The sequence below is a fragment of the Candidatus Binatia bacterium genome (assembly GCA_029248525.1).
Lineage (GTDB): Bacteria > Desulfobacterota > Binatia > UBA12015 > UBA12015 > UBA12015.
Genome location: JAQWJE010000027.1, coordinates 1 through 24,419, shown reverse-complemented (window position 1 = coordinate 24,419; position 24,419 = coordinate 1). Strand labels below are relative to the sequence as shown.

General features: G+C 60.4%; 23 protein-coding genes. 21 read left to right on the top strand and 2 right to left on the bottom strand.

The genetic code is table 11. The features are described 5' to 3' along the window. Positions 1-61: 61 nt before the first annotated feature. The 19 genes from argS (at position 62) to P8K07_05695 (ending at position 20,580) form a co-directional block, all read left to right on the top strand. A complete protein-coding gene (gene argS / locus P8K07_05785) occupies positions 62-1,720 on the top strand; it encodes an arginine--tRNA ligase (GenBank protein MDG1958036.1) in 1,659 nt (552 codons plus the stop codon). A gap of 3 nt (positions 1,721-1,723) precedes the next feature. Continuing rightward, the gene (locus P8K07_05780) at positions 1,724-2,395 is read left to right on the top strand and encodes an SPOR domain-containing protein (protein ID MDG1958035.1); all 672 of its coding nucleotides are present in this window, start codon (positions 1,724-1,726) and stop codon (positions 2,393-2,395) included. Between the two features lie 5 nt (positions 2,396-2,400). After that, positions 2,401-3,882 (top strand): anthranilate synthase component I, encoded by a 1,482-nt coding sequence (gene trpE, locus P8K07_05775; GenBank protein ID MDG1958034.1) that lies wholly within the window; start codon positions 2,401-2,403, stop codon positions 3,880-3,882. Between the two features lie 7 nt (positions 3,883-3,889). Further along, positions 3,890-4,474, top strand: coding sequence for an aminodeoxychorismate/anthranilate synthase component II (locus P8K07_05770; GenBank protein ID MDG1958033.1), 585 nt, complete (start codon positions 3,890-3,892; stop codon positions 4,472-4,474). Next, entirely contained in the window at positions 4,471-5,520 is a 1,050-nt protein-coding gene (gene trpD / locus P8K07_05765; GenBank protein MDG1958032.1) for an anthranilate phosphoribosyltransferase, read from the top strand. The genes P8K07_05770 and trpD overlap by 4 nt, the downstream gene beginning before the upstream one ends. Next, on the top strand, positions 5,517-6,335 hold the full coding sequence (trpC, locus tag P8K07_05760; protein ID MDG1958031.1) for an indole-3-glycerol phosphate synthase TrpC: 819 nt from the start codon (positions 5,517-5,519) through the stop codon (positions 6,333-6,335). Before trpD ends, trpC begins: the two co-directional genes overlap by 4 nt. A 7-nt stretch (positions 6,336-6,342) precedes the next feature. Next, entirely contained in the window at positions 6,343-6,957 is a 615-nt protein-coding gene (locus tag P8K07_05755; protein ID MDG1958030.1) for a phosphoribosylanthranilate isomerase, read from the top strand. Further along, positions 6,941-8,143, top strand: a complete 1,203-nt coding sequence (trpB, locus tag P8K07_05750; GenBank protein MDG1958029.1) for a tryptophan synthase subunit beta — start codon at positions 6,941-6,943, stop codon at positions 8,141-8,143. The genes P8K07_05755 and trpB overlap by 17 nt, the downstream gene beginning before the upstream one ends. Continuing rightward, on the top strand, positions 8,143-8,961 hold the full coding sequence (gene trpA, locus P8K07_05745) for a tryptophan synthase subunit alpha (protein ID MDG1958028.1): 819 nt from the start codon (positions 8,143-8,145) through the stop codon (positions 8,959-8,961). The genes trpB and trpA overlap by 1 nt, the downstream gene beginning before the upstream one ends. Positions 8,962-8,968: 7 nt before the next feature. Beyond that, positions 8,969-10,222: a bifunctional folylpolyglutamate synthase/dihydrofolate synthase gene (locus P8K07_05740; GenBank protein ID MDG1958027.1), complete on the top strand. Its 1,254-nt coding sequence runs from the start codon at positions 8,969-8,971 to the stop codon at positions 10,220-10,222. After that, complete coding sequence (lptD, locus tag P8K07_05735; GenBank protein MDG1958026.1) at positions 10,222-12,642, top strand: LPS assembly protein LptD; 2,421 nt, start codon at positions 10,222-10,224, stop codon at positions 12,640-12,642. Before P8K07_05740 ends, lptD begins: the two co-directional genes overlap by 1 nt. Beyond that, on the top strand, positions 12,642-13,556 hold the full coding sequence (locus P8K07_05730; GenBank protein ID MDG1958025.1) for a glycosyltransferase: 915 nt from the start codon (positions 12,642-12,644) through the stop codon (positions 13,554-13,556). The genes lptD and P8K07_05730 overlap by 1 nt, the downstream gene beginning before the upstream one ends. 11 nt (positions 13,557-13,567) lie before the next feature. Next, positions 13,568-13,918, top strand: a complete 351-nt coding sequence (locus P8K07_05725; protein MDG1958024.1) for a cupin domain-containing protein — start codon at positions 13,568-13,570, stop codon at positions 13,916-13,918. Between the two features lie 13 nt (positions 13,919-13,931). Continuing rightward, positions 13,932-14,912 (top strand): GDP-mannose 4,6-dehydratase, encoded by a 981-nt coding sequence (gene gmd, locus P8K07_05720; protein ID MDG1958023.1) that lies wholly within the window; start codon positions 13,932-13,934, stop codon positions 14,910-14,912. Further along, the gene (locus P8K07_05715) at positions 14,909-15,850 is read left to right on the top strand and encodes a GDP-mannose 4,6-dehydratase (GenBank protein ID MDG1958022.1); all 942 of its coding nucleotides are present in this window, start codon (positions 14,909-14,911) and stop codon (positions 15,848-15,850) included. The genes gmd and P8K07_05715 overlap by 4 nt, the downstream gene beginning before the upstream one ends. After that, positions 15,829-16,941, top strand: a complete 1,113-nt coding sequence (locus P8K07_05710; protein ID MDG1958021.1) for an ABC transporter ATP-binding protein — start codon at positions 15,829-15,831, stop codon at positions 16,939-16,941. Before P8K07_05715 ends, P8K07_05710 begins: the two co-directional genes overlap by 22 nt. Positions 16,942-16,963: 22 nt before the next feature. Then, the gene (locus P8K07_05705) at positions 16,964-17,752 is read left to right on the top strand and encodes an ABC transporter permease (GenBank protein ID MDG1958020.1); all 789 of its coding nucleotides are present in this window, start codon (positions 16,964-16,966) and stop codon (positions 17,750-17,752) included. A gap of 93 nt (positions 17,753-17,845) precedes the next feature. Continuing rightward, entirely contained in the window at positions 17,846-19,531 is a 1,686-nt protein-coding gene (gene gspE, locus P8K07_05700; protein ID MDG1958019.1) for a type II secretion system ATPase GspE, read from the top strand. After that, positions 19,531-20,580: a glycosyltransferase family 2 protein gene (locus P8K07_05695; protein ID MDG1958018.1), complete on the top strand. Its 1,050-nt coding sequence runs from the start codon at positions 19,531-19,533 to the stop codon at positions 20,578-20,580. The genes gspE and P8K07_05695 overlap by 1 nt, the downstream gene beginning before the upstream one ends. Here P8K07_05695 and P8K07_05690 read toward each other — a convergent pair. After that, positions 20,577-21,773: a glycosyltransferase gene (locus P8K07_05690; protein MDG1958017.1), complete on the bottom strand. Its 1,197-nt coding sequence runs from the start codon at positions 21,771-21,773 to the stop codon at positions 20,577-20,579. The genes P8K07_05695 and P8K07_05690 overlap by 4 nt on opposite strands. Next, positions 21,770-23,278, bottom strand: a complete 1,509-nt coding sequence (locus tag P8K07_05685) for a hypothetical protein (protein MDG1958016.1) — start codon at positions 23,276-23,278, stop codon at positions 21,770-21,772. The genes P8K07_05690 and P8K07_05685 overlap by 4 nt, the downstream gene beginning before the upstream one ends. Positions 23,279-23,441: 163 nt before the next feature. Here P8K07_05685 and P8K07_05680 point away from each other — a divergent pair, with 163 nt between their 5' ends. Both P8K07_05680 and P8K07_05675 read left to right on the top strand, forming a co-directional pair. Beyond that, positions 23,442-23,897, top strand: coding sequence for a hypothetical protein (locus P8K07_05680; GenBank protein MDG1958015.1), 456 nt, complete (start codon positions 23,442-23,444; stop codon positions 23,895-23,897). A 283-nt stretch (positions 23,898-24,180) separates the two neighbouring features. After that, positions 24,181-24,419, top strand: a 239-nt coding sequence (locus P8K07_05675) for a hypothetical protein (protein ID MDG1958014.1), incomplete at its 3' end; no start/stop codon positions are given.

The window sequence follows — 24,419 nt, the reverse complement described above, 5'->3', positions numbered from 1 at the left end:
ACCCGCACAAACTAAGTCGGTAGCTCCTCTTCGTGGTACCGGAACGTCGGAGGAGTCGAAGGTGAAGAGCCGCATCGAGGGTTTACTCTCCGAGGCGCTGATTCGTGCCTCGGAAGCCGGACAGCTGGTAAGCCGAGAGGCACCGGCAGCGACTCTGGAGAGTCCGAAGGACAGAGATCATGGCGATCTCGCGAGTAATATCGCGATGATTCTCGCCAAGCCTGAGAAAAAGGCGCCCCGTGCCATCGCGGAGATCTTGATCGAGAACGTCGAGGACCCAGCGGGCTGGGTGGAATCCATCGAGATTGCCGGCCCCGGATTCCTCAATTTCCGACTGAAGCCGGAGCTTTTTCGCACCCTCATGGTCGATCTGGCTTCCGATTCTGCTCTGGGCATCTCCAAATTCGGCGAGAGGCGTCGGGTTCAGGTGGAATTTGTCAGCGCGAATCCGACAGGTCCCCTGACCGTTGGGCACGGCCGGAATGCCGTTCTGGGTGATTCGATCGCGCGAGTTCTCGAGGCGACCGGCCATGACGTCCATCGCGAGTACTATTTCAACAATGCCGGCCGTCAGATGAAGGTTCTTGGCGATTCGGTGCGCGGCCGGTATCTGGAGTTGGTCGACGAACCCGCGGATTTTCCCGAAGACGGCTATCAGGGCGATTATATCCGCGAGGTTGCCGCGGGGCTCCGGGATGCGCATGGCCGGGACCTTGTGGGGCATGAGGGAACCGCCTTTCGGGATGCTGCCGAGGAGGCGATTTTTCGCGAGATTCGAGAAACGCAGGAACGCCTCGGGATCCGGTTCGACGAGTTCTTCAACGAGGACACGCTCTACGCGAGCGGGTCGATCGATCGGGTTCTGGCCGAGTTGGAAAAACGGGGATTGGTCGATCGCCGCGAAGGTGCTGTGTGGCTGCTCGGCGAGAAGGTTGGCCTCCCCAAGGACCGTGTTCTGGTGAAAAGTTCAGGTGAGCCGGCCTATCGCCTCCCGGATATCGCCTACCACGAAAACAAGCTGGGCCGCGGCTTTGATGAGATTGTCGACGTGCTGGGTGCCGACCATATTGCCGAAAATCAGGAGGTGAAGGCTGGTTTGGCGGGGCTGGGTCTGCCGGCCGAGCGCATCCGCGCGGTGATCTATCAATTTGTCACCCTCACCAGGCACGGGGAGCAGGTGAAGATGTCCACGCGCCGAGCCGAGTATGTCACGCTCGACGATCTCATCGACGAGGTTGGCACGGACGCCGTTCGCTTCTTTTTCCTCAGTCGGAAATCGGACACGCATCTGGAATTTGATCTGGAATTGGCAAAGAAGCGTTCGACCGATAATCCGGTCTATTACGTGCAATATGCCCACGCCCGCATCGCCAACCTTTTTGCGCAGGCGGGCGAGAAAGGGGTGAGCCTGCCCGAGGGGAATCCGACGCTGGCTGATCTGGCTCCCCTCGTTTTGCGCGAGGAGCAGGAGCTGATCACAGCGGCGGCGGCCTATGCAGAAGTTGTCGAGATAGCCGCCCGGGAACTCGAGCCCCACCGGCTGGTTTTCTATCTGCAGGATTTTGCGGCACTCTTGCATCGTTTCTACAACCAGCACCGAGTGCTCGGGGATGCCGAAGAGCCGCGTAGGCGCGCGCGCCTCTTCCTTTTGCGCCTCGTGCAGCGAGTTGTGGCCGACGGATTGTCGGTTCTGGGCGTCTCGGCACCAGATAGGATGTGAAAAATGGCAGGCAGTGGGCGGCGGTTCGAGTTCGGATGGTTGGAGGTTCTGGGACTGATCCTGGCTTTTGCCGGCGGATCGGCGGTTGTCTTTTTTCTTGGCATTTTTGTCGGAAAGGGATTGCAGGAGAGTCGTGTCCGCAGCGAGGAGCACGTCGTTCGTTTGCCCATCGATGGACCGGCGCAGGCCAGGACTCGGCCTGCGACCAAGCCAACTTCGGTTGCCGTAGCGGAGCAGGCGCAGCGCTCTCCTGAGCCAAGGCCGACATCGCCATTCCGCCTTGCCGTCAAACCGGCACCGACGGCGACGCGCGCACCTCGAGTTGCCCCCACGAGAGTACCCCCGCGCGTTGCCCCGACAATGGCACCGGCTCCCGTCCAGACGCGCACCCCGGTGCGACCAGCCCCCACACCGAAGCCGACGGTGAATATGGTGGACGCGGGCACCTGGGCTGTGCAGGTGAATGCGACGAAGGATCCTGCGACAGCGGATCGTTTGATCCGACAGCTGGAAGGCAAGGGCTACCCGGCCTATCTCTTCAAGGTCCGTTTGCGCGGGGAGACCTGGTATCGAGTGCGAGTGGGGCGGTTTGCGACGATGGAGCAAGCGACCTCGATGGTGGTCCGACTCAAGAACAAGGAGCGGTATCCGCGCGCGTTTCTGGTGGAGGAGTAGCGATCATGAGGAGCTATCCTACTCAGCCTCAGTTTGAGCGCTTGGCCTCCGGGGTGACGCACGTTCCGGTCTGGACCGAGGTGCTTGCCGATCGTGATACGCCAGTGACGGCTTTCCAGAAAATCCACCGCGGCGGCGAAGGCTTTCTTCTCGAGAGTAATGAGGGCGGCGAGCAGTGGGGCCGCTACAGTTTTTTGGCGACCGAGCCGGCTGCGATCATCCGAGCCACGGGCCGCGAGATGACGGTCTCCTGGGCTGACGGTCGCTCCGAGAGCTTCAACGACGTCGATCCGTTGCTGGAGCTGCGCCAGATCCTTGCGCAATTCGTCATGGCCGAAGTTCCTGAATTGCCGCGCTTGCGGGGCGGTCTGGTCGGTTGGATTGGTTATGATGCCGTGCGGCTCATCGAAGATCTGCCCGAGCCACCACCTGCGGCAATGGTCTTGCCCGACCTGGCCTTGCTGCTGGTCGATACTTTGGTGATCTTTGATAATCGGGAGCAGAAGATTCTGCTGCTCACCCACGCGGATGTGCGCGCTGGTGGCGACCTTGAAGAGGCGCGAGCTCAGGCGGTTGCCAAACTTGAAGAGCTGACCCTCCGACTGGAGGCTCCCGCGCCGGTCTTGCAGGGGCGGATCGGAATGACCTCGCCGGGTGAGGTCGAGTCGAATATGACCGAGGAGGGCTACAAGGATCTCGTCGGCCGCGCGAAAGAATATATCGTTTCCGGCGACATCATTCAGGTTGTTCTCGCCCAGCGTTTCAGTCGGTCGACTCATGCCGCCCCGTTCGATGTTTATCGCTGCTTGCGGTCCATCAATCCTTCGCCCTACCTGACCTACCTCGAGTTGGATGGATTTGCGGTCGTCAGTGGCTCTCCGGAGGTTCTGGTGCGCCTCGAGCAAGGGGTGATGACGGTTCGCCCCATTGCCGGAACCAGGCCCCGCGCGGCGGACCCTCTGGAAGACGGTCGTCTGGCGGAAGGCCTTCTCGCGGATCCCAAGGAGCGAGCGGAGCACGTGATGCTGCTCGACCTGGGGCGGAACGATGTTGGCCGGGTTGCCGAGCCAGGGTCGGTGAAGGTCACTGAGGAATTCAAGATCGAGCGCTACTCGCATGTGATGCATATCGTTTCGAATGTGGAAGGGCAGGTAGCCGCCGAGTTCGATGCGATCGATGCGCTGCGTGCTGCGTTTCCGGCAGGCACCCTGTCCGGAGCGCCCAAGGTCCGTGCGATGGAGATTATCGACGAACTCGAGCCAGTCAGTCGAGGACTCTACGGCGGCGCACTCGGATATCTGGGTTTCGATGGAGCCATGGATACGGCAATCACGATCCGCACGGCTCTGATGCAGGACGGAAAAGCCTGGGTGCAAGCGGGGGCGGGTATCGTCTACGACTCGGATCCGCAGTCTGAATATGAGGAGTGCGTCCGGAAGTCCCGCAGCGTATTTGCGGCCATCGAGATGGCGGAAGCTCTCGGGTGATTCAGCAATGATTCTCATGATCGACAACTATGATTCCTTCACGTGGAATCTCGTGCAGTACCTTTTTGAGTTGGGTGCCGAGGTCGAAGTGGTCCGGAATGATCAGCTGAAGCTTGCCGATGTGCAGCAGCGAAACCCGGCCGCGATCGTACTGTCTCCGGGGCCCAAAACGCCCGAAGCTGCAGGCGTCTCGGTTCCGATTGTCCGGGAATTCGGAGGAAGAACGCCGATTTTGGGTGTTTGCCTCGGTCATCAATCGATCGGGGCTGCCCTGGGCGGAAAAATTGTCCGCGCCCCTCGGATCATGCACGGCAAGACTTCGCCCATCCAGCACACGGGGACGGGGATATTTCAGGACCTCCCCCAGAATCTGGAAGCGACGCGCTACCATTCGCTGGTGATCGAACCGGCGTCCCTCCCGGCGGATCTGGATTTGACGGCATGGACCTATGATGGGGATGAAAAAGTGATCATGGGCGTCCGTCACAAGGAATGGTTCCTTGAGGGTGTGCAATTTCACCCGGAGTCCATTTTGACGAGCGAAGGCAAGTCTTTGCTGGCCAACTTTCTCGAAGAGGTATCGCGATCGTGATTGCTGACGACGTTTTACGAAAAGCCCTGAGTGTTCTGGCCTCCGGGGAAAGGCTGCCGGCCGACGCTACAGGTGCAGCTGTCGAGGCACTGATCAGCGGCGAAGCTTCTTCGGTTCTCGCGGCAAGTTTTTTGACGGGCCTGCGGGTTCAGGGCGAGTCTGCAGACCAACTGGTGAGTGCAGCGCGAGCTTTACGGAAGCACTCGAGTCGGGTCTCCACACACCAGAAGCCGCTTGTGGATACCTGCGGAACCGGAGGCGATGGTCAGAGCACCTTCAGTATTTCGACAGCCTCGGCCCTGGTTGCCGCGGGCGCAGGTGCCGCTGTCGCCAAGCACGGAAACCGAGCAGCTTCAGGAAAATTCGGCGGTGCGGATACGCTCGAGGCCCTCGGTGTGGCTATTGAGCTTTCGGCAGACGGTTCCGGTCGCTGTCTGGACGAAGCCGGAATCGCCTTTCTGTTTGCTCGCCGACTTCATCCTGCGATGCGACACGTTGCGCCGATTCGATCCGAGTTGAAGATCCGTACGATTTTCAACCTCCTGGGCCCACTGATCAATCCCGCGGGTGTCCGCCGGCAGGTGATCGGCGTGCCCTCACGCGAGGCATTGACTTTGGTCGCAGAGGCCCTCGCGGAGCTTGAGGTTGAGCACGCATTGGTCGTTCATAGTCGTGATGGTCTGGACGAAATCTCGCTTGCTGCCGAGAACGACCTGATCGAGGTTCGCGAGGGCAAGCTCCGGTCGTTCACGCTGTCGGCCGTGGACCTCAAACTATCGGAAGTGTCGCCCGCCGACTTGCGGGCGGAGACTTTGGAGGATTCTGTCCGCATCGTCCGACAGATTCTGGCAGGTGAGCCAAGCCCGCAAGCGGATGTTGTGGCGGCGAATACGGGTGCGGCGCTGTATGTGGCGGGGCTCTCGGAAACGATCGAGGATGGTGTCAAAAAAGCCCAGGCATCGATGAGCTCGGGTGCGGCCGCTGATGCTCTGGCGCGGCTGGTCGAGATATCCAATCGCGAGTTCGCGCGAGGGGATGTGGCATGAGTACAAATCCCGAGGTTCCGGATATTCTGGCGAGGATTGTCGAGGTCGAGAAGGACGTCGTGGCTCGAGCGAAGAGAGAGATTTCGGTCGCCGAACTGCAGGCGGCTCCTCGCTACGCGGCCGATCGGCGGAGTCTGCAAGGCGCTCTGCGGCGACATTCCCCAGCCGTGATTGCCGAGTGCAAGAGGCGGTCTCCGTCCAAAGGGGTTCTGCGCGACCCGTATCGCCCTGTGGAGATTGCTCGTGGCTACGAGCAAGCCGGAGCGGCCGCCCTATCCATTCTGACCAACGAAGATTTCTTCGGCGGTAGTCTCGCGGATCTGAAGGCTGTTCGTGACGAGGTCGAGATTCCGCTGCTGCGCAAGGATTTCGTGATTGACGCCTACCAGTTGGAAGAGGCGCGCGCGGCGGGCGCAGATGCCGCATTGCTTATTGCCTCGGTATTGGAGGTCCGGGAGTTGGTGGATCTGACGCAGGCGGCGACGGCGATCGGCCTCGAAGTTCTCGTTGAAATCCATGAAGAGCGGGAACTGGAATCGGCTCTGGCGAGCGGGGCTGCCTTGATCGGGATCAACAATCGAAACTTGCATACCTTCGTCACGGATTTGGCGACGACCGAGCAGCTGGCCCCCGCCATCCCCGCCGACCGGCTCATTGTTGCCGAGAGCGGGCTCAATTCTGGCGCCGATTTCCGGCGCCTCGCGAGCGCAGGAGCGGGTGCTTTTCTTGTCGGCGAAGCATTTATGACCGCGGATGTCCCCGGCGATCGTCTCGCGACCTTGCTGGCCGAGGTATCCGCGTCGGAATCGGCGTAGGCATCCGATGGCGGTTCTGGTCAAGATTTGCGGCGTCACAACCCCGGCCGATGCCCGCATGGTAGCGGCGGCCGGAGCGGATATGATCGGGCTCAACTTCTATCACCAGAGCAAGCGGTTCGTGGACCTTGCTGCGGCTGTCGAGATCTCCGAGCAAATCCCGGATGATGTATGGCGCGTGGGGGTTTTTGTGAACTCGGACCGAATGGAGGTCGAGGAGGCTCGCCTCGCGGCCAGGCTTCATGCCGTGCAATTTCACGGCGATGAGCCGCCTGAAATGCTTCTTGGCTGGCCGTGTCCTGTCATTCGCGCGATTCGTGTCTATGATGAAGGAAGTATAGCGGCTGCGGTCGACTCTGAAGGGCCTGATTATTATCTCTGCGAAGGTGGAGCCGATGGCGGGTTTGGCGGAGCCGGGGTGGGTTTCGACTGGAACCTGGCTCGGCAGGTGCCGGCAGGGCAACTGATCGTCGCCGGAGGTTTGAATCCGGGCAACGTTGCGCAGGCAGTGCAGGCAACGAGGCCCTTTGCTGTTGATGTGGCAAGCGGGGTTGAATCCAGCCCCGGCTGCAAGGACCAGGAAGCGACGTTGGAGTTTATCCAGAATGCAAAATCAGCCTGATCGAAAGGGACATTTCGGCTCGTTCGGAGGCCGCTACGTGAGCGAGACGCTCATGCCGGCGCTCGTGGAGTTGGAGGAGGCCTACCGGAGGATTCGGCGAGACCCGGAGTTCAAGAAGGAGTTTCGCGAATTGCTCTCGGAGTACGTCGGTCGCCCGACGCCTCTGACGCATGTGTCGCGCCTCAGTGATCAATTGGGTGGTGCGCAGATCTGGCTCAAACGAGAAGATCTCTGCCACACGGGTGCTCATAAAATCAACAATACCATCGGCCAGATTCTGATCGCCCGGCGGATGGGGAAGAAACGGATCATTGCGGAGACGGGCGCGGGGCAGCACGGGGTTGCCTCGGCAACTGCCGCCGCACGCTTCGGCCTCGAATGCGAAGTTTTCATGGGCGCGGAGGATGTGCAGCGTCAGTCTCTGAACGTGTTTCGCATCAAGTTGTTGGGCGCCAAGGTTCGGGTGGTGGAAAGTGGTAGCCGGACCCTCAAGGATGCGATGAATGAAGCCCTACGCGACTGGATCACAAACGTCGAAGACACGTTTTATATGATCGGATCGGCGGCCGGCCCCCATCCCTATCCCATGATGGTGCGGGATCTGCAGTCGGTCATCGGTACCGAGACGAAGCGGCAATTTCGCAAGATTATTGGGGGACTGCCCGATGTCCTGGTCGCGTGCGTTGGGGGCGGTTCAAACGCAATCGGTCTCTTTCACCCTTTCGCCAAGGACGAGAGTGTCCGCCTGGTGGGGGTCGAAGCGGCCGGCCACGGGGTGGCCTCGGGGAATCATGCAGCGACTCTGACTGCGGGAACACCGGGCGTTCTGCACGGGGCGCGCTCCTATCTGTTGCAGGATGAAGTCGGCCAGGTCACAGAAGCACATTCCGTTTCTGCGGGGCTGGACTATCCGGGCGTAGGTCCTGAACATTCGTTTCTGAAAGATATCGGTCGAGCGGAATATGTCACCGCTACGGACGACGAGGCGTTGACAGCCTTGAGGCTGCTGGCCGAGACCGAAGGCATCATTCCTGCTCTCGAGACGGCCCACGCGATGGCCGAGGTCACGCGCCTCGCGCCGACCTTGTCCAAAGACCAACATATCGTCGTGAACCTCTCGGGCCGCGGGGACAAGGATATGGCGACGGTGGTCTCTTGCCTCGGCTTGGATGAGGGGCCTGTCTGATGAAGAGTTACAGCAAGCGTCTGCGAAGTTGCTTCCGCCGTCTCCAGAAAAAGAATGAGGCGGCCTTTATTCCTTTCCTGATGGCGGGCGACCCGAATCTCGATGCGACCGAGGAGATGGCGATGGCGCTGGTGGATGAGGGTGCTGATATTCTGGAAATCGGGGTCCCTTTTTCGGATCCCATGGCCGACGGACCGGTTCTGCAGCGCGCCGCCGAGCGAGCGCTTGCTGCCGGGACCAACTTGACGGGTGTACTGGATCTCGTCTCGCGCTTGCGGGCTCGAACGGAAATTCCGATTGTTCTCTTCGGCTACGCCAACCCTTTCCTGCAGTTCGGGCCTGAGGCCTTGGCGCAAGCGCTGGCGGCGGCGGGAGGCGATGCGGTTCTGTGCGTGGACGCGCCGGTCGACGAGGCGGACCAGCTTCGCCTGCCTCTGGCCAAAGCGGGCCTCGACATGATTTTCCTTCTCGCGCCGACAAGCACCAAGGAACGAATCCGGCGTGTGCTCAAGAGTGCCAGTGGATTCGTTTATTTTGTTTCGGTCGCCGGCGTCACGGGGGACAAACAAGTCCAGACCGGTCCGATCGCCGAGCTTGTCGGCAGGATTCGCGCGGAGACCGAGCTTCCGATCGGAGTTGGCTTCGGGATTTCAACGCCGGAGGAAGCCTCCAGCGTTGCCGCGATTTCCGACGCCGTCATTGTCGGAAGCAAGTTCTCGACCTTGGTCGAGGCGGCTTCGGATCAGGCGGCCGCGGTTGCTGCGGTGGCCGCCCTTGGCAGCGAACTGAAGAAAGCGACCGCCAGAGCAACCACCTGACCCTGCCATGGCCTACGCCGACACGATTACCTACTTGCTCGGCCTCGAGGCGAGTCGAGGATGGGATCTGAAGCTGGAGCGGGTGCGCGAGACTCTGGCCAGGCTGGGAAATCCGGAAGAAAAGTTTGCCGCGGTGCTGATTGCAGGCACGAACGGCAAAGGCTCGACCGCAGCGCTCGTGGAGAACGCCTTGCTCGCGCAAGGTTTGGCCGCAGGCCTCTACACTTCGCCGCATCTGGTCCACTTCACGGAGCGAATTCGGATCGGCGGGTGCGAAATTTCTCAGGCTACGGTGGTCGATCTGGTGGAGGAGGTCCGCGTTCTGGCCCCTCCCGAGGAAACAGGCCTGACTTTTTTTGAAATCACTACCGTTCTTGCACTTCTGGCCTTTGCCCGGGGCGGTATCGATGTCGGAGTTCTGGAGGTCGGCCTCGGTGGACGGTTGGATGCGACCAATGTCGTGGAGCCCGCAGTCTCGGCGATTACGAGCATCGGTCTGGACCATCGGGAGTGGTTGGGGAACACGGAAGTCGAGATCGCTCTCGAGAAGGCAGGCGTCTTTCGGTCGGGCCGCACAACCGTTCTTGGCGAGGGGCTGTCATCCGAGGTGGCGTCCGTACTGGAGCATCGGGCGGCCGAGATGGGTGCCGATCTGGTCCGACCGTTTGCCACGTTACGAGAATTACAGTTAGTCGGTCCTCATATGCAGCGAAACGCGGATACGGCAGCAGCGTTGCTGAAGGGCCTGAGCGCAGAATGTCCCGAGCTTGCTGTCTTGCCGGAGATTCGCGAGAAAGCCTTCACGGCGACCCGCTGGCCCGGACGATTGGATGCGCAATCCCTGGGCATGCCGCTCTGGATTGATGGTGCTCATAATCTGGAAGCCGCGGTGGCTCTGCGGGAGGCCTTGCCGGCGCTGTCGCAGGGGCTGCCCTATCGTCTGGTCTTCGCTGCGATGCGCGACAAACCCTGGCGCGCGATCGCAAGCCTGCTGGCCGCGGATGCCTCGGAGATTGTGCTGGTGGGTTTGGAGAATGAGCGAGCCGTAGCGCCCGAAGAACTAGCGACAGCTTTTCCGGAAGGCGCAGATGTGAGGATATTCGCGAGGCCCGAGGAAGCATTGAGGCAGTTGCTGCGGGAGTCGGCGGAGTCTCCCGTGCTGGTCGCCGGATCCCTGTTTCTCGCAGGTGCCGTCTATGAACTGATTCTCCAAAGTCGTGGGCTGTCGAGTGTTTTCGAACTTGGCGGCGGAGCCTTTTGATGGGCCACCGACAGAGTCTTCTTTTGGTTTGTATTCTCTGGGCGATGGGGGCCGGGGCCGCCTATGGTCAAGGACCACTGGGAGATTCCTTCGGGAACCGCAACACCGAATCCGAAGGCATTACGATCGATGCAGACTCGGTTTCCTATAATCGAGAAAAGGGGAAGCTGGAGGCGAAAGGCGATGTTGTAATCACGAATGGGGAAACCATTCTGGTTGCAGATCAGATCGAGGTGGATCGATCGACATCCGAGGCGACGGCGCGTGGTAGGGTTGTTCTTGAGGACCCGGGGGCAAGGATTCGCGCCCAAAGAGCAGTTCTCAGTCTTCAGGAGGAGACCGGCGTTCTGGATGATGTCGAGATCTACTTGCCGATGACTCGATTCCAGATGCGCGGAGCCTGGATGGCCAAGGGCTTCGGGCAGCGATACCAGATCCGTGATGGCGAGTTGACGACATGCCAATGCGAGTCGGGCGCGCCGGATTGGAGTATCTCCAGCCGACAAGTGGATTTGACTCTCGAGGGTTGGGGAGAGGTGCACGATGGCGTTTTCAAGATCAAGGACGTTCCGGTTTTTTATATTCCCTACGGGCTGATCCCGGTTCGCGAGCAGCGTCATAGCGGGTTTCTCTTTCCCCGGTTCGGAATCTCCAATCGGCGGGGTTTCCAGTATGTGCAGCCTTTTTTCTGGGCGATCGACAAGAGCCAGGACCTCACTCTGACATTCGACCTTGAGAGCTCGGCGCGTATCGGTCTGATTGGCGATTATCGCTATATGCTTTCGCCGGAGACCGCGGGTCGGATCTCGCTCTCCTACTTCAATGAAAGCCTGAGCGGGGATCGACAGTCCTATATCGTCGACCCGGAGACACTCGCAGATCCAACGGTGCCCGAGAATCGCTGGAGCGTGATCGGGCAACACCGGCAGCCGGGACCGTGGGAGAGTGCTCTTTACGCCAAGCCGTTCCTGGTGAGTGACAGCCTGTTTTTGCGGGAGATGAATACGCTGACGTTTCTGCCGGCGCGATCCTTGAATCTGACAACCTTGCGCTACACGACCTCCGAGGTTGGGGCATTGAAGTTTTTCGATGACGGCTTTCTCAAGGCGGAGGCTGTCTGGTACCAGGATCTGATTCAGGAGCAGGCCAAGGTGCCGCAGGCCTTGCCGCGAGTTTCCCTGCTGAAAACTTTCAATCTTCTGGATGGAAATTTACGCCTCGGCCTCAATACGCAGGGCGTCTACTATTATCGTGAGGAGTGGGCTTCGGGCGGGAGAATCGATATTGCACCGGAGGCGACGGTCCCCTTCAATTTGGGCCCCTACGGATTCGGGTCGGTCAAACTCACACTCCGGGAGACGGCCTATTTCCTGACCGATAATCAGATCCCTGACTGGCCCCCTGTCGAGGGTGTGCGACCCACTCGGGAAGTGGCGAGTTTCCAGAATCGCGAGACCTTGCAACTGCAGGCGAATTTTCGCTCCGAGTTGGCGCGTGTTTTTAATGTCGACCGCGGAGATTTCCTCAAGCTCAAGCATGTGATCCAGCCATATGGGGCCTATACGTATGTTCCCGAGGTGAACCAGGAAGATCTCCCGCTTTGGGATTCTCTCGATCGGATCAATGCGCGCAACCTTGTGACCTACGGCATTGCGACCAAATTCCTCGGCAAGTTTCGTCGGGGAGGGCGCTCGACGGCGGGAGTGCCCGCGGGCGAGACGGAAGGGAATGCGCTGGTGGGCGAGGCCCTCTACGGGCCGGCAGCAGCGCCGGTGGTCGATGGCGGGCAGGAGAGGACGCAGGTGCGGGAGATTGCCAGCGCCTATATCCAGCAAAGTTTTTCGGTCGTGGATTCGTTGGTGCCGGAGAGCGATGATTTGATCGATCGTTTCTCGGGAATCGATCTGGGCTTTCAGGTGTCGCCGGTCAATTGGGCATCTGTCCGAAGCCGTGCGGTCGTTTCGGTTGCCGATCGGAGCCTTCTATTTGCCGAGGTCGGTGCCAACCTTTTTGATCCGCGGCCGCGGCCCGTGGGCGATTCCGCATTGTTGCCCGGCTTGCGACCGGCGAACTCAGCCACACTCTATTACCAGTTCAACTCCGGAGGGGCGCTCGAGAACCTCAACCTGGCGGCTACCTATCGGTTGAACGATCATATCGCCGCATCCTACCTGGGTCGCTACGATGTTATCGCCGGGCGTTTTCTCGAGAACTGGTTGGGATTGCGCCTGATCTCCCCCGGGGATTGTTGGGTGGTGGATTTGGCCGTTGTCGACCGGGTCAATCCCGACGAGATCGATTTTCGCATTCAGGTCTCTCTGGTGGGACTGGGCTCTCTGGGGGATTCCCCGTTTCGCAGTTTCACAAATTCCTTCCCCTCTGTTGGCGGCGCGCGACCCGCAGCGGGTGCGCTCTACTAGTGAGCGATCGGCCCGCATGGTCGGTCGTGATTCCGGCGTGGGAAGCGAGTGCGACGATTGGTGCTTGTCTTCGCTCCCTCGCGGATCAGGTCGACGCCCCTTCCTTTGAAGTCATTGTCGTGGATAGCTCGGCAGGCGACGCTACCCGGGGGGCCGTTGCGAAGTTCGCTGAGGAATTGCGGGGACTGGAGTATCGCCATCTGGAGGAACGAGCCTTCCCGGGGAAGGCTCGAAATGCAGGTGCCAAGGCAGCCCGCGGAGATTGGCTCTTGTTTCTCGACGCCGATATTGTCGCGGCAAACGATTTGCTGGCCTCCGCGGATCGCGCGCTAAGAGAATTGCCCGCCGTGGTGGGTGGGGCCATCGGCCTGTCGGGGGCCCCCGGGGTATCGGCGCGATTGCGCCACCTTTTCGAGTTCAAGGAGAGTCTTCCCGGCGTTCCGGCCCGAAGAACCTGGCAGCTGCCGACCGCATGTTTCGCCATCGCCCGAGAACGATTCCTCGCCACAGGGGGATTTCCTGACGTGCGTGCTTCCGAAGATTGGCTTTTCAATTGGGCGCTCTGGTCGGCAGGAGAAGCCATGCGCTTCGATCCTCGGCTGCATGTCAATCACGCGACGGCTGACGGTTGGCGTGACTTCGCTCGGTACGCTCGGGTACTGGGTCATGCCTCGGGCGCCGCGCGGAGGGCGGGGGGGCTGCCCGGGCAGTGGTTGGTGCGGCACCCTTCACTGGCCTGGTTGCTGCCACCCGGCCGGACTGCTCGGGCGGTCGTATGGTGCGCGCGCTACTCGCGCCAGGACCTCCGACTTCTGCTCTGGTCCTGGCCGGCTTATTTCATCCTGGCCGGTATCTGGGCGCGGGAATTTCGCCGTGGGGTCCTTGGTTTGCCTCCGCCGCGCCCGGAGAGGTAGCTTAAGGCATCATGTCGAGGCGTGTCGAAAAACCGTGGGGTCACGAACTGATCTGGGCACATACAGATCGCTACGTTGGCAAAATCCTTCATATCAAGGCGGGCCAAGCCCTCTCCTTGCAGTTTCACGAGGAAAAAGACGAGACTATTTTCGTCCTGAGCGGCAAGCTGCGTTTTGAGCATGGCCCCTCGGAGGACGAAGCGTTGACCGAGACGGTCTTGTCCGAGGGCGAGGCTTTTCATATCGTGCCGCGCTATATTCACCGGATGATCGGGGAAACCGATTGTGATATCCTTGAGGTATCTACCCCGGAATTGGACGATGTCGTACGGTTGGAAGATCGATACGGTCGCGTGAAGTAGCTCGAAGGGAATCATGAAGACAGCCATCATCTCCGGGATCACCGGCCAGGACGGGTCCTATCTGGCGGAATTTCTGCTCGAGAAGGACTATCGCGTCGTTGGTCTCGTGCGGCGCTCCAGCACCGAGAATTTCAGTCGTATCGAGCATTTGCGGGATCGACTCGAATTGGAGCAGGCCGATCTGCTGGACCAATATTCGCTCATCGATATCGTGGCGCGCGTCAAGCCTGATGAAGTCTACAACCTCGCGGCTATGTCCTTTGTCCCGACATCGTGGACCCAGCCGGTTCTGACCGCCGAGTTCGATGCCGTTGGTGTCGTGCGGATGCTGGAAGCGATTCGTCTTGCCGACAAGCGGATCCGTTTCTATCAGGCATCGTCGAGCGAGATGTTCGGGAAGGTACAGGAGGTGCCGCAAAAGGAATCGACGCCTTTTTACCCGCGAAGCCCCTATGGCGTGGCCAAGGTCTATGGCCACTACATCACCCTGAATTACCGGGAGAGCTACGACCTTTTTGCTTGCTCGGGAATTCTCTTCAATCACGAATCGCCGCGTCGTGGCAAAGAATTCGTCACCCGCAAGGTGACCGACCATGTTGCACGGATCAAGCTCGGATTGATCGATGAATTGCGTCTCGGGAACCTCGACGCACGCCGCGATTGGGGATTTGCCGGCGACTATGTGCGTGCGATGTGGATGATGCTCCAGCAGGATGAGCCGGACGATTACGTGATTGCCACCGGCACTCAGCATACGGTCGGGGATCTGGTCGAGGTCGCCTTTTCGCATGCTGGCCTCGACTGGCGGGAACACGTTCATCAGGACCCGACCCTGATTCGCCCGGCAGAGGTCGAAACCTTGCTGGGGGATGCCACGCATGCTCGCGAGACGCTGGGCTGGGTGCCCGAAGTCTCCTTCGAGGAACTCGTTCGAAAAATGGTGGATTCCGATCTGGCGATTCACGAGAGCAAGCTGCGCTCACAGGGCCCATGAGAGTTCTGGTCTTCGGCGCAACGGGCTTTGCGGGAAGGCATCTCGTGGAGGCGTTGAGGCTTGCGGACCATTCGGTCTGTTCCGTAGCGCATCGCAATCCATCCGCGAGCCCGGACGCATCTGTGGAACACGCTCGATGCGATATCCGAGATGCCGATGGTGTGGAGGCATTGCTCACATCTTTCGAGCCGGATGCGATTGTGAATCTGGCTGGTCTGGCCTCGCCTCCGGCAGCGCATCGTCATCCCGCGGAAGCCTTCGAGATCAATGTTCTGGGTCCGGCTCATTTGCTTGAAGCCGCAGCCCGTCGGGAACGCTCGCCGCGTGTGCTGATCGTGAGCTCCAGCGAGGTTTATGGCCGCGTCGCGCCCGAGGAATTCCCGTTGACCGAGGAGGCCCGCCTGGCGCCAGCCAGCATATATGGTGCCAGCAAGGCCTCGGTGGACGGGATGACACGCGCCTTTGTCGCTGCCAAGGGGCTTGATGCGATCTGCGTCCGGCCATTCAATCATACCGGGCCGGGGCAGAGCGCTGATTTCGTTTGCGCCGATTTTGCCACTCAATTGGCGGAGATCTCGTTGCAGCGTCGCGCTCCGCTTCTCGAAGTCGGGAATCTGGATGTCACTCGAGATTTCACGGATGTCCGTGATATTGCTCGCGGCTACGTGGCCCTGCTGGAAAAGGGTCGCCCGGGTGAGGTCTACAACCTCTGTTCTGGTCGAGCGGTTCTGCTGCGCGGTATGGTGGAAGAGCTCTGCGCGATCTCCGGCGTGTCGCCGGAGATCCGCACCGCTGCCGAGCGTTGGCGTCCCGCAGAGGTCCCAGCCTATTGGGGGAGCGCAGCCAAGGCGGAGGCCGAACTTGGTTGGACGGCCAGCATCCCGTGGCGACGCACTCTGGAGGATCTTTACCGGGATTGTCTGGAGAGAATTCGTTGACCGGCGTCGCTCCGGCCGGAATCGAGGCCGTCGCTGTTACCAAGGCCTTTCCCCTCAGGGCGGGCCTGCGAAGTCTGTGGCGCGGCGCCACCGAGGATAACCGTCGCCTCGCCTTGCACGATGTGTCCTTCGATCTGGGGCCAGGCCAGGCTCTCGGCGTGGTTGGCGAGAACGGTGCCGGAAAGAGCACGCTCTTGCGGCTTGCGGCCGGCCTCAGCCAGCCCACCTCGGGTAGCATGCAGCGGCGCGGCACGGTCGCCTGCCTGCTGGATCTGTCGGCCGGTCTGGTGGACCAATGGACCGGCGAGGAAAATGCGCGGGCCGCCTTGCTTCTGCAGGGGATCTCCGGCGATTTGTTGGAGGATCGTATTGCGGAAGTCCGTCGTTTTGCGGAGCTTCCACGGCATTGGACCGAGCCCTTGCGGACCTACTCGGCGGGCATGCGCTTGCGGCTCGGCTACGGTCTGGCGATCTCGGGTCATCCGGAGGTCTTTGTCGCGGACGAGATTCTCGCCGTCGGGGACGAAGCCTTCGCCCGAAAATGCTCGCTGCATGTCACGGAGTTTCTGGCGGGCGGAGGAACGATGTTGCTGGCTTCGCATAATCTCTACCAAGTCGAGAAACTTTGCCAAAAAGCGATCTGGCTCAATCAGGGGCGAGTCGAGGCTGCGGGTCGGGCCGCCGACGTGACGCGTGCCTACCGGGAATTTGTCGAGGCAAGGGAGACGGATTCCGCAGCAGGCGGGACGTCGCCCGTCATGCCCAATGGTCGATTGTGTCTGGTCTCCGCGGCTGAAGGGGGCGAGATTTCTTTTGCCGATCCAGTTGCTGTGCAGGTCGATTTGTCCGGGCTGGCCGGGGCATCGTTCGGGATTGAGGTTCGGCGCCATACGGGGCAATTGATTGCGCGATTGTCGATCCCGGCAAGCGGTGCTCTGGAGATCGCCCCCGAGACCTTGTTGCCAGGAAGCTACAGCCTCCATTTGCGGGACGCAGATGGTGCCTTGCACAGCACCTCCGACGTTCGGATTCTCGGAGAACGACGAGAGCTGGGAACCGTGCTACTCAACCATTCCTGGGGACCGAGCTGAACGGCTCGGAGCAGGGGCATCGATGAGATTCTTTCGCGAGCTGGTTGAAAATCGCACCTTGTTGCTGGAACTGGTTCGACGGGATGTCCGCGGTCGTTTCGCTGGCGCGCGCTTTGGTCTTCTCTGGTCTCTGTTGAACCCGGCGATCCAGTTGCTGTCCTATGGCCTGATTTTCGGATTTCTCTACGGAGCCTCGGATCCGACGCGGCGCAGCGTTCTGGTGGCGTCCCTGTTTTGCGGGTTGTTCCCGTGGTGGGCCTTTCAGGAGGGCGCGACCCGCGGGATGACCGCACTGGTGGACCAGTCGGCCTTGTTGCGACGAATTCCGATGCCGCCTTTTCTGTGCGTTTGTGCCGCCACCATCTCGTCCTTTCTGTTGCAGATGATCGGTTTCCTGCTTTTTCTCGGTGCCTTCAGCCTGGCGGGACTGGTCACCCCGGCACTGGCCTGGCTCTGGTTACCTGTCGTGATGGGGCTTTCGCTTGCGTTGTCGTTGAGTCTCGGTCTGGTTCTGGCACCCATTTATCTGGCCCTTCGCGATACGATGTGGGTGGTCACCGCGCTGATGACAGTGGGTTTTTTCGCGTCGCCCGTTCTCTATGAGCTCGATTTCCTGCCCTCGAGTATCCGCTTTCTGGCGGCCTGGAACCCGATGGCCGCCTTGATCGGGTTCTACCGAAGCTTGGTTCTCGGGGTGGACGGGCCGGAAATTCTGACAATTGTCGTGCTGCTGGCCACGATTATCGGATTGGGGCTGGCCGCAATGTCTCTGATGAAGCGTTTGGAAGGTCGATTGGACGAATATTGGTAGCTTTCGCGCGTCAGAATTGGCGAAAACGGCGGCCGATTCGTCAAATGGACCGATTCTGCAGGCCGTGGTACGACGAGGATAGAGGACTCATTATTGGAACCATCGATCAAATCTCTTGAGGACGTGCTCGTTGAGCATGGCCGAGTCAGCATCGACGATTTGCGCAAGGTGCGCCGATTGCAGGAAGAGCGGGGCGAGAGAGTCGAGAAGCTTCTGCTTGATCTCGGGTTTATCTCGGAAGAGGACCTGCTCCCCGTTTTCAGCGAGCATCTCGGCGTTCCGCTGATGGCGGGGGCTGATTTCCCCGAGAAGGCTCCCGAAATCCCGGAGCTGAACGTCAAGTTTCTCCGACATGCGAAGCTCTTTCCGGTGGCCTCGGAGAATGGAGTCCTCCAAATTGCGATGACCGATCCGGGAGATCGGGATGTGGTGCAGGGGCTCGAAGTCGCCACCGGGTGCGAGATCACCCCGGTTCTGGCTCGAGAGAAAGACATTCTGGAAGCTCTCGATGCCCGCTACGGCGACTCCGCCGCAGACGGGGGAACCGCCGAAGACGACGGCACCGTCGAATTCCTTTCCGAAGATGAGGAAGATGTCGACCACCTGCGGGATCTCGCCAGTGAGGCACCGGTCATTCGTTTCGTGAATGTCCTGATCAATCGCGCGGTCGAGCAGCGAGCCTCGGATATTCATATCGAGCCTTTCGAGAACTCCCTGCAGGTCCGTTACCGGATCGACGGGGTGTTGCACGAGATGGAACCGCCCCAGCGTCGGCTTCAGGCGGCGATCGTCTCCCGCATCAAAATCATGGCAAAGCTGAATATCGCCGAGCGACGCCTGCCACAGGATGGGCGCATCAAGCTTCGTATGTCGGGCAAGGAGATCGACCTTCGCGTCTCCACGCTGCCCACTCTTTACGGTGAAAGCGTGGTTCTTCGTATTCTCGACCGCGATTCCATCGTGCTCGACCTCGCGCAGCTCGGTTTCCCCGGGGATACGCTGGATCGTTGGGATGAAATGATCGTCAAGCCGTATGGCATGATTCTGGTCACCGGCCCGACAGGTAGCGGTAAGACAACGACCCTCTACGGCTCGCTTGCCAAAGTGAACTCTCCGGACAAGAAGATCGTCACCGTCGAGGACCCCGTCGAGTATCAGCTTGACGGCGTCAACCAGATTCACGTCAAGCCACAAATCGGACTGACCTTTGCCAACGGTCTTCGGTCGATTGTTCGTCAGGACCCCGATGTCATCATGGTGGGCGAAATTCGTGACGCGGAGACAGCTCAGATCGCCGTCCAGGCAGCGTTGACCGGTCATTTGGTTTTCTCGACACTGCACACGAATGATGCCGCAGGTGCCGTGGCGCGACTGCTCGAGATGGGTGTCGAAGATTATTTGTTGGCTTCTTCTCTCCTCGGTGTGCTGGCTCAGCGTCTGGTTCGTAAAATTTGTTCCGAATGCCGCCACCAGACCGAAACCCTGCTTCCGCCCGAGATCGCCGGGCTGACGGGAGGGGCGGCGAGCGATGCTCGCGGATGGGAAGGCGAAGGTTGCGAGAATTGCGGTCATTCCGGCTACCGAGGCCGATCCGGGATCTACGAGTTGCTCGTAGTGGATGATCCGATTCGAGACCTGATTCTGAAACATGCTTCGGCGGATGCGGTCCGCGAGGAAGCCATCAAGCAAGGGATGCGCACGCTTCGCGAAGATGGTGCACTCAAGGCTCGCGATGGTGCGACGACGGTAGCGGAGCTGATCCGCGTAACGCGAGACTGATGCCGTCGTCAGCGCAACGCACGGAGGGCGTGCCTTCCCCAACTGTAGTCGGAGGCGTGCAGCCCGAGCCGAGGACACCGGATATCTCGATCATTGCGCCGCTTCATAACGAGAGGGCGAGCCTCGCGCTGCTGCTGGAAGAATGCCGCACGGTTTTGGACAACCCCGAGCTTGATTGGGCGCCGCTCGGTCTTCCCGACGGGCAGCGGACCCCACGCTGGGAGATGGTTTTCGTCGACGACGGATCCAATGACGGCTCCTGGTCGCTGGTCCAATCGCTTGCCGCGGACCATGCCGAAGTCCGCGGGTTTCGGCTGCGTCGCAATTTGGGTAAATCAGCAGCGCTTTCCGTCGGGTTCAGTCACGCGCGGGCACCGATCGTATTTTCGCTCGATGCCGATCTGCAAGACGACCCGAAAGAGATTCCCCGGATGGTGGCTTTGTTGGCGTCCGGCTTTGATCTGGTCAGCGGGTGGAAGCGCAAGCGCCACGATTCCCGGGCACGCGTTGTGGCTTCGCGCGTTTTCAATATGGTCGTGCGCCGACTCTATGGCCTGGAATTGCATGACTTCAATTGCGGGTTCAAGGCTTACCGACAAGAGGTGGTTCGCGATGTCCGCATCTACGGGGAGTTGCATCGCTTCATCCCGGTCGTCGCCGCCTTCAAGGGGTTTCATGTCGGCGAAATCGAGGTTTCTCATCGGGCCCGTCGTTTTGGTCAGTCGCGATATGGCTGGGGGCGTGCTTTCCGCGGCATGATGGACCTTCTCACGGTTCTCTTTCTGACTCGCTTCGACTCGCGCCCGGCCCATTTCTTTGGTTTGCCGGGCGCATTTCTTTTCTCGATCGGAATTGGCTGCGTCGGTTACGTGAGCTATCTCCGGCTCGCTTACGGTCAAATTTTCAGTCGGCACCCCTTGCTGATTTTCGGAGTGCTCTGTTCGCTGGCCGGCTTGCAATTGGTGACGAGCGGATTCCTCGGCGAAATGCTGGCGGCGCACCTGCCTCGCGACCAGGATTCAACCGTGCTGCGCGACCGGGTTGATTAGCTCAGACCGGTGATCTCGAGAATCGTTTCGACCCGCCTGGCCCAGGAAGATTCTGCGCGGAGGCGAGCGAGAGTTTCGGCAGAAGGCGAACTTCGACTGACGCGCGTGACGGTGGCCGCGAATGCCTCCGGCTTTGCCGTGACGACCTCGGGTATGGCGAGCATCTCCGGGATGGGTGTGCTGACCAGAGGGCAGCCCATGACCAATGCCTCGAAGGCCTTGAGTGGGCTGACGGCCATGGCCACCGCGGACTCGCGAAATGGAACCAGCGCAGCATCGGCATATTGCAGGTAGGCCGGAATGCTTTCGCGGGGTTTTTCCCCGAGGTAATGAAGATTGGCTCGTCTGGGCAGGGTTCGTTCGCCAGCGCGGCCGATCAGGTGGATCTGCGCCCCGGGGAGCTGGTCGGCGAGCGTCTCGATCAACTCGAGATCGACCCAGTCGCCCCAGAGTGCACCGACGTAGAGCAGCGTGGGTTCTCCTTGATGCAGATCGCTTGGTCGGGCGCGATTTTGATCGATCTCGAACAAATCGGTGTCGGCGGCATTGGGAACGTAGGCGCAGGGTCGCGTCAGGTCTTTTTTGATCCCCTCGGCAAGGCGACGCGACGTGGCGCTCAGGAAATCGGCTCTTGTCATCAGGGCGCGTTCGATGTCCGCGTCGAACCAGCCCAGCGCAAGATCGTCCTGCCAAAGATCGATTTGCTCATAGAGCACAACCGGACTCCCGGGCATGGCGTCGAGCAGCGGCATGAATTCCGCGTGAGGCGCTTCGATGAGTACCAGATCACTCGGGAGCAACGGCACCCGCTCGGAAGTATGATGAATTGTGGCGTGAGGCGTCTTCGGGCGACGGAGCGAGGGCCAGGGGAAGATGGGCAGGGCCCAGCGCCAGTCGATCGACCATCCGTCTCGCAGAAATTCTTCTGCGAGACGAGCCGGTCGGGAACCACCCCCTGTGTCTTCGGGTGGTACCAGGGAAAGAATTGTGAGGCGTCGTGTCGGTGCGATGCCTTGCCTCTGCAGGACCGGCGCGCGCCCTGCGCGTTCGGGAAACAAGCGCAGATACATTGAGCGGCGCCGATCATTGGCCGCATCCGCCAGCAGTCGCTCGTCCAGCCACGCATCCAGCCGCGGCGTTTGGTGTACCCGGGCTTTGAGCCAATGGCTCAGATCCTTTCGCCAATTTGTCAACGGGAGCCGCCTTTGCGGAACAGCCGCGCGGCGCTCGGGCCCATGTCCAGCTCCTGCCAGCTCTCTTCGAAGTTCGCTAGAAATTTGGGGTCATCGACCTGATCGGGAAAAGGAAAGTAGACGAACCGTGCGGTTCGGACGGCCCGATCGATATCGCTGCGGCCGGCGGCCGGGGGTGCGCCCGGTCTGGCCTGTGCTTTCGCTGTCCCGAGAGTAAATGTGGTTCCACGGCGTTCGCAGTAATACAGGATGGTTCCCGATCGATCCGCAAAGACCAGAAAGGGGTCTGATTTGTTGGTGAGGCCTCGCACCCGCGCGCAGTCTTCGAGCACCGTTTTATAATGTGTCGGCGGTGTCCGGGCCTCCCGAGCGAGAAGCGGTGCACTGGTCCCGAGCGCGAGCAGCGCCAGGCCTACGACCAGCGAGCCGAATCGTCCGGCCCGATCACGTAGTTGAAGGATCCCGTCGCTGATCAACAGGCCTGCGACCGGGATCAGCGCGAGTTGGTAGTATTCGGTGCCATGTGAGAGGTCGTCGATAAATCTCGTGGCAAAGACCAGGTCCTGAACCAGCACTCCCGCCCCCCAGGCAATCAGGCTCCACTCGGTAAGGTGGCGGCGGTTGGACCGCAAAAGCCCGACGAGTGCGAGACCGACTCCGATGGGAGTGAACACCATCACGGCGATCTGTCGGCCCAATTCGACCCAGAAATAGGAAGTAAATAGAAGCGCTGGCTCGACCCATCCTTGGGCAACCGTAGCTCCGGGCGTGGGAAAAGCCCGGTGGATCGAGGCGGCATGAAAATACCAGGTCGAGGCGAGCAACCCGCCTGCGATCCCCGCGATCGCCAGGGGAACCCAGCGCCGCCATGGTGGGCGGTTGGCACCCCCGAAAACAAGAACCGCGGCCGCCGGGGCCAGCCAGAAGACGATATGGGGCTTGAGCAACAGGCTGAGGGAGGTGAAAAGCCCCGCGATCAGGGCGGTGGAGAACCGTGGCTTCTTTCGCCAGGCCAGCAGGATAACCCAGCTGATCAGGGAGAACGCAATCGCGGTGGTGTCGTTTTGGAAAGCGGGCGCGTAGGCGAAGGCTAGCGGGGCGAAAATGGACCAAAACAGGCACAGAAGGGCTTTTTCAATCGCGACGGTCCGGGCCAGGCCGATAAAAAACACGAGACTGGCGACGAGCCATGCCACCAGGCCGAGCAAGCGCCCGGCGGTATCGATCGGGAGGTCTGTGGCGTCGCTCACCCAGGCCGCGATCTGAGGAACCAGCGGGATTTCCTTGATGAAATAACCAGGGTTTCCCATATCATCCACGATCGGGCGACTGAAAACCGCAAGCCCGCTCGAAAGGTTTCGAGCAATCATGGCGGTATGCGCCTGCTTCCCGGCCGCCCCCTCCAGCAGTGGCGCCCCTAATTGCGGTAATTGCACCAGGAGGCCGACCAGCAGCAATCCGGCGGCCAGTGCCCCCGTCCAGGGGGTTGGGGTTGAGCCTGTCATCACTCTTTCTGGTAGCTTCCCTTCGGGCGACAAGCGAAACACCGGCAGCGAATCGAGCCGAAACCCCACTGAATAAAACGTTTTTTCCGGTCTTGCATTGGCGCTCCCGGCTGGGTATGAAGCCGGAGGTCCGGCGGTCGGCAACTGCAGGACTGAATTCACGATGAGCGAAGAACAACCGAAAAAGGCCGGATCCTCGGCTGTATGGCTGGTCGTGGGTGCCCTGGTTCTTGGAGGGGCTATTGTTTCCTGGGAGCGTGGCTGGATCGGCCCGGATCAAATGACGGAAGAAGCCCTTGTGCAGAGAGCGCAGCTATTCTGGGACCGGAAAACCTCAGGCGATACAATGGGCGCCTATGAAATGATGGCCGAATCCTACCGGAAACGGGTCGGGCCGCAGGGCTTTGCTTCTTTCGGCCAGGGGCTGATCATTCATACCGGTGCCACCGTGCAATCAGCGACTCTGGACGAGGCCGGGGGCGTAGTGACTTTGGAATTAAGACATATTTTTAACAAACCGGCCTTTCGGGATCTCGAAAATCAGTCGATGATCACGGAAAGGTGGGTGTTTGAGGACGGTGCCTGGTACCGCTGGCCGCCGGGCCGTTCGGGAACTTGATCCGGGCGGAATCGTTTGATGACGCAAAGGGCCAGCTTTTTTGTTGTGAGGGGTTGAATTAATACCCAGTTTCGTTGTAACAGATCTTGCGGGGAAGGGAGCATGACCTTCAAGAGGAGGATTTGCGTGGGATTTCACATCCACGCAGATAGTTTCTCGAGAGGCGGTTCCGCTTTACCTGGAGGGATTAGGGAACAGCGGTTCCGCCGTAAAAACGATCGAAAAGGAAACGGTCGGGTGGACCCAAGAACCGAGAAGACCTTTCCAATTGAGGAGGAAGGTTATGAAAGAGGAGGCAGGAATGAAGCTTTGGAGCCCGACGAGGGCGTTTGTAGGTTTGGCCGTGACAGGGCTTGTCGCCTTGTTGGGTACGACCGCAATCGCATCAGAGAATATTTACAAGAACTACAACGGACTTCTGTCCTTTGACCCGGCAAACCGTCCGACATCGCCCGACGGGTTTGGTGCCGGCCCGACCTTGAACCCCGGTGGTTCCGGTCAGGTGCTGTACGCTGGATACTT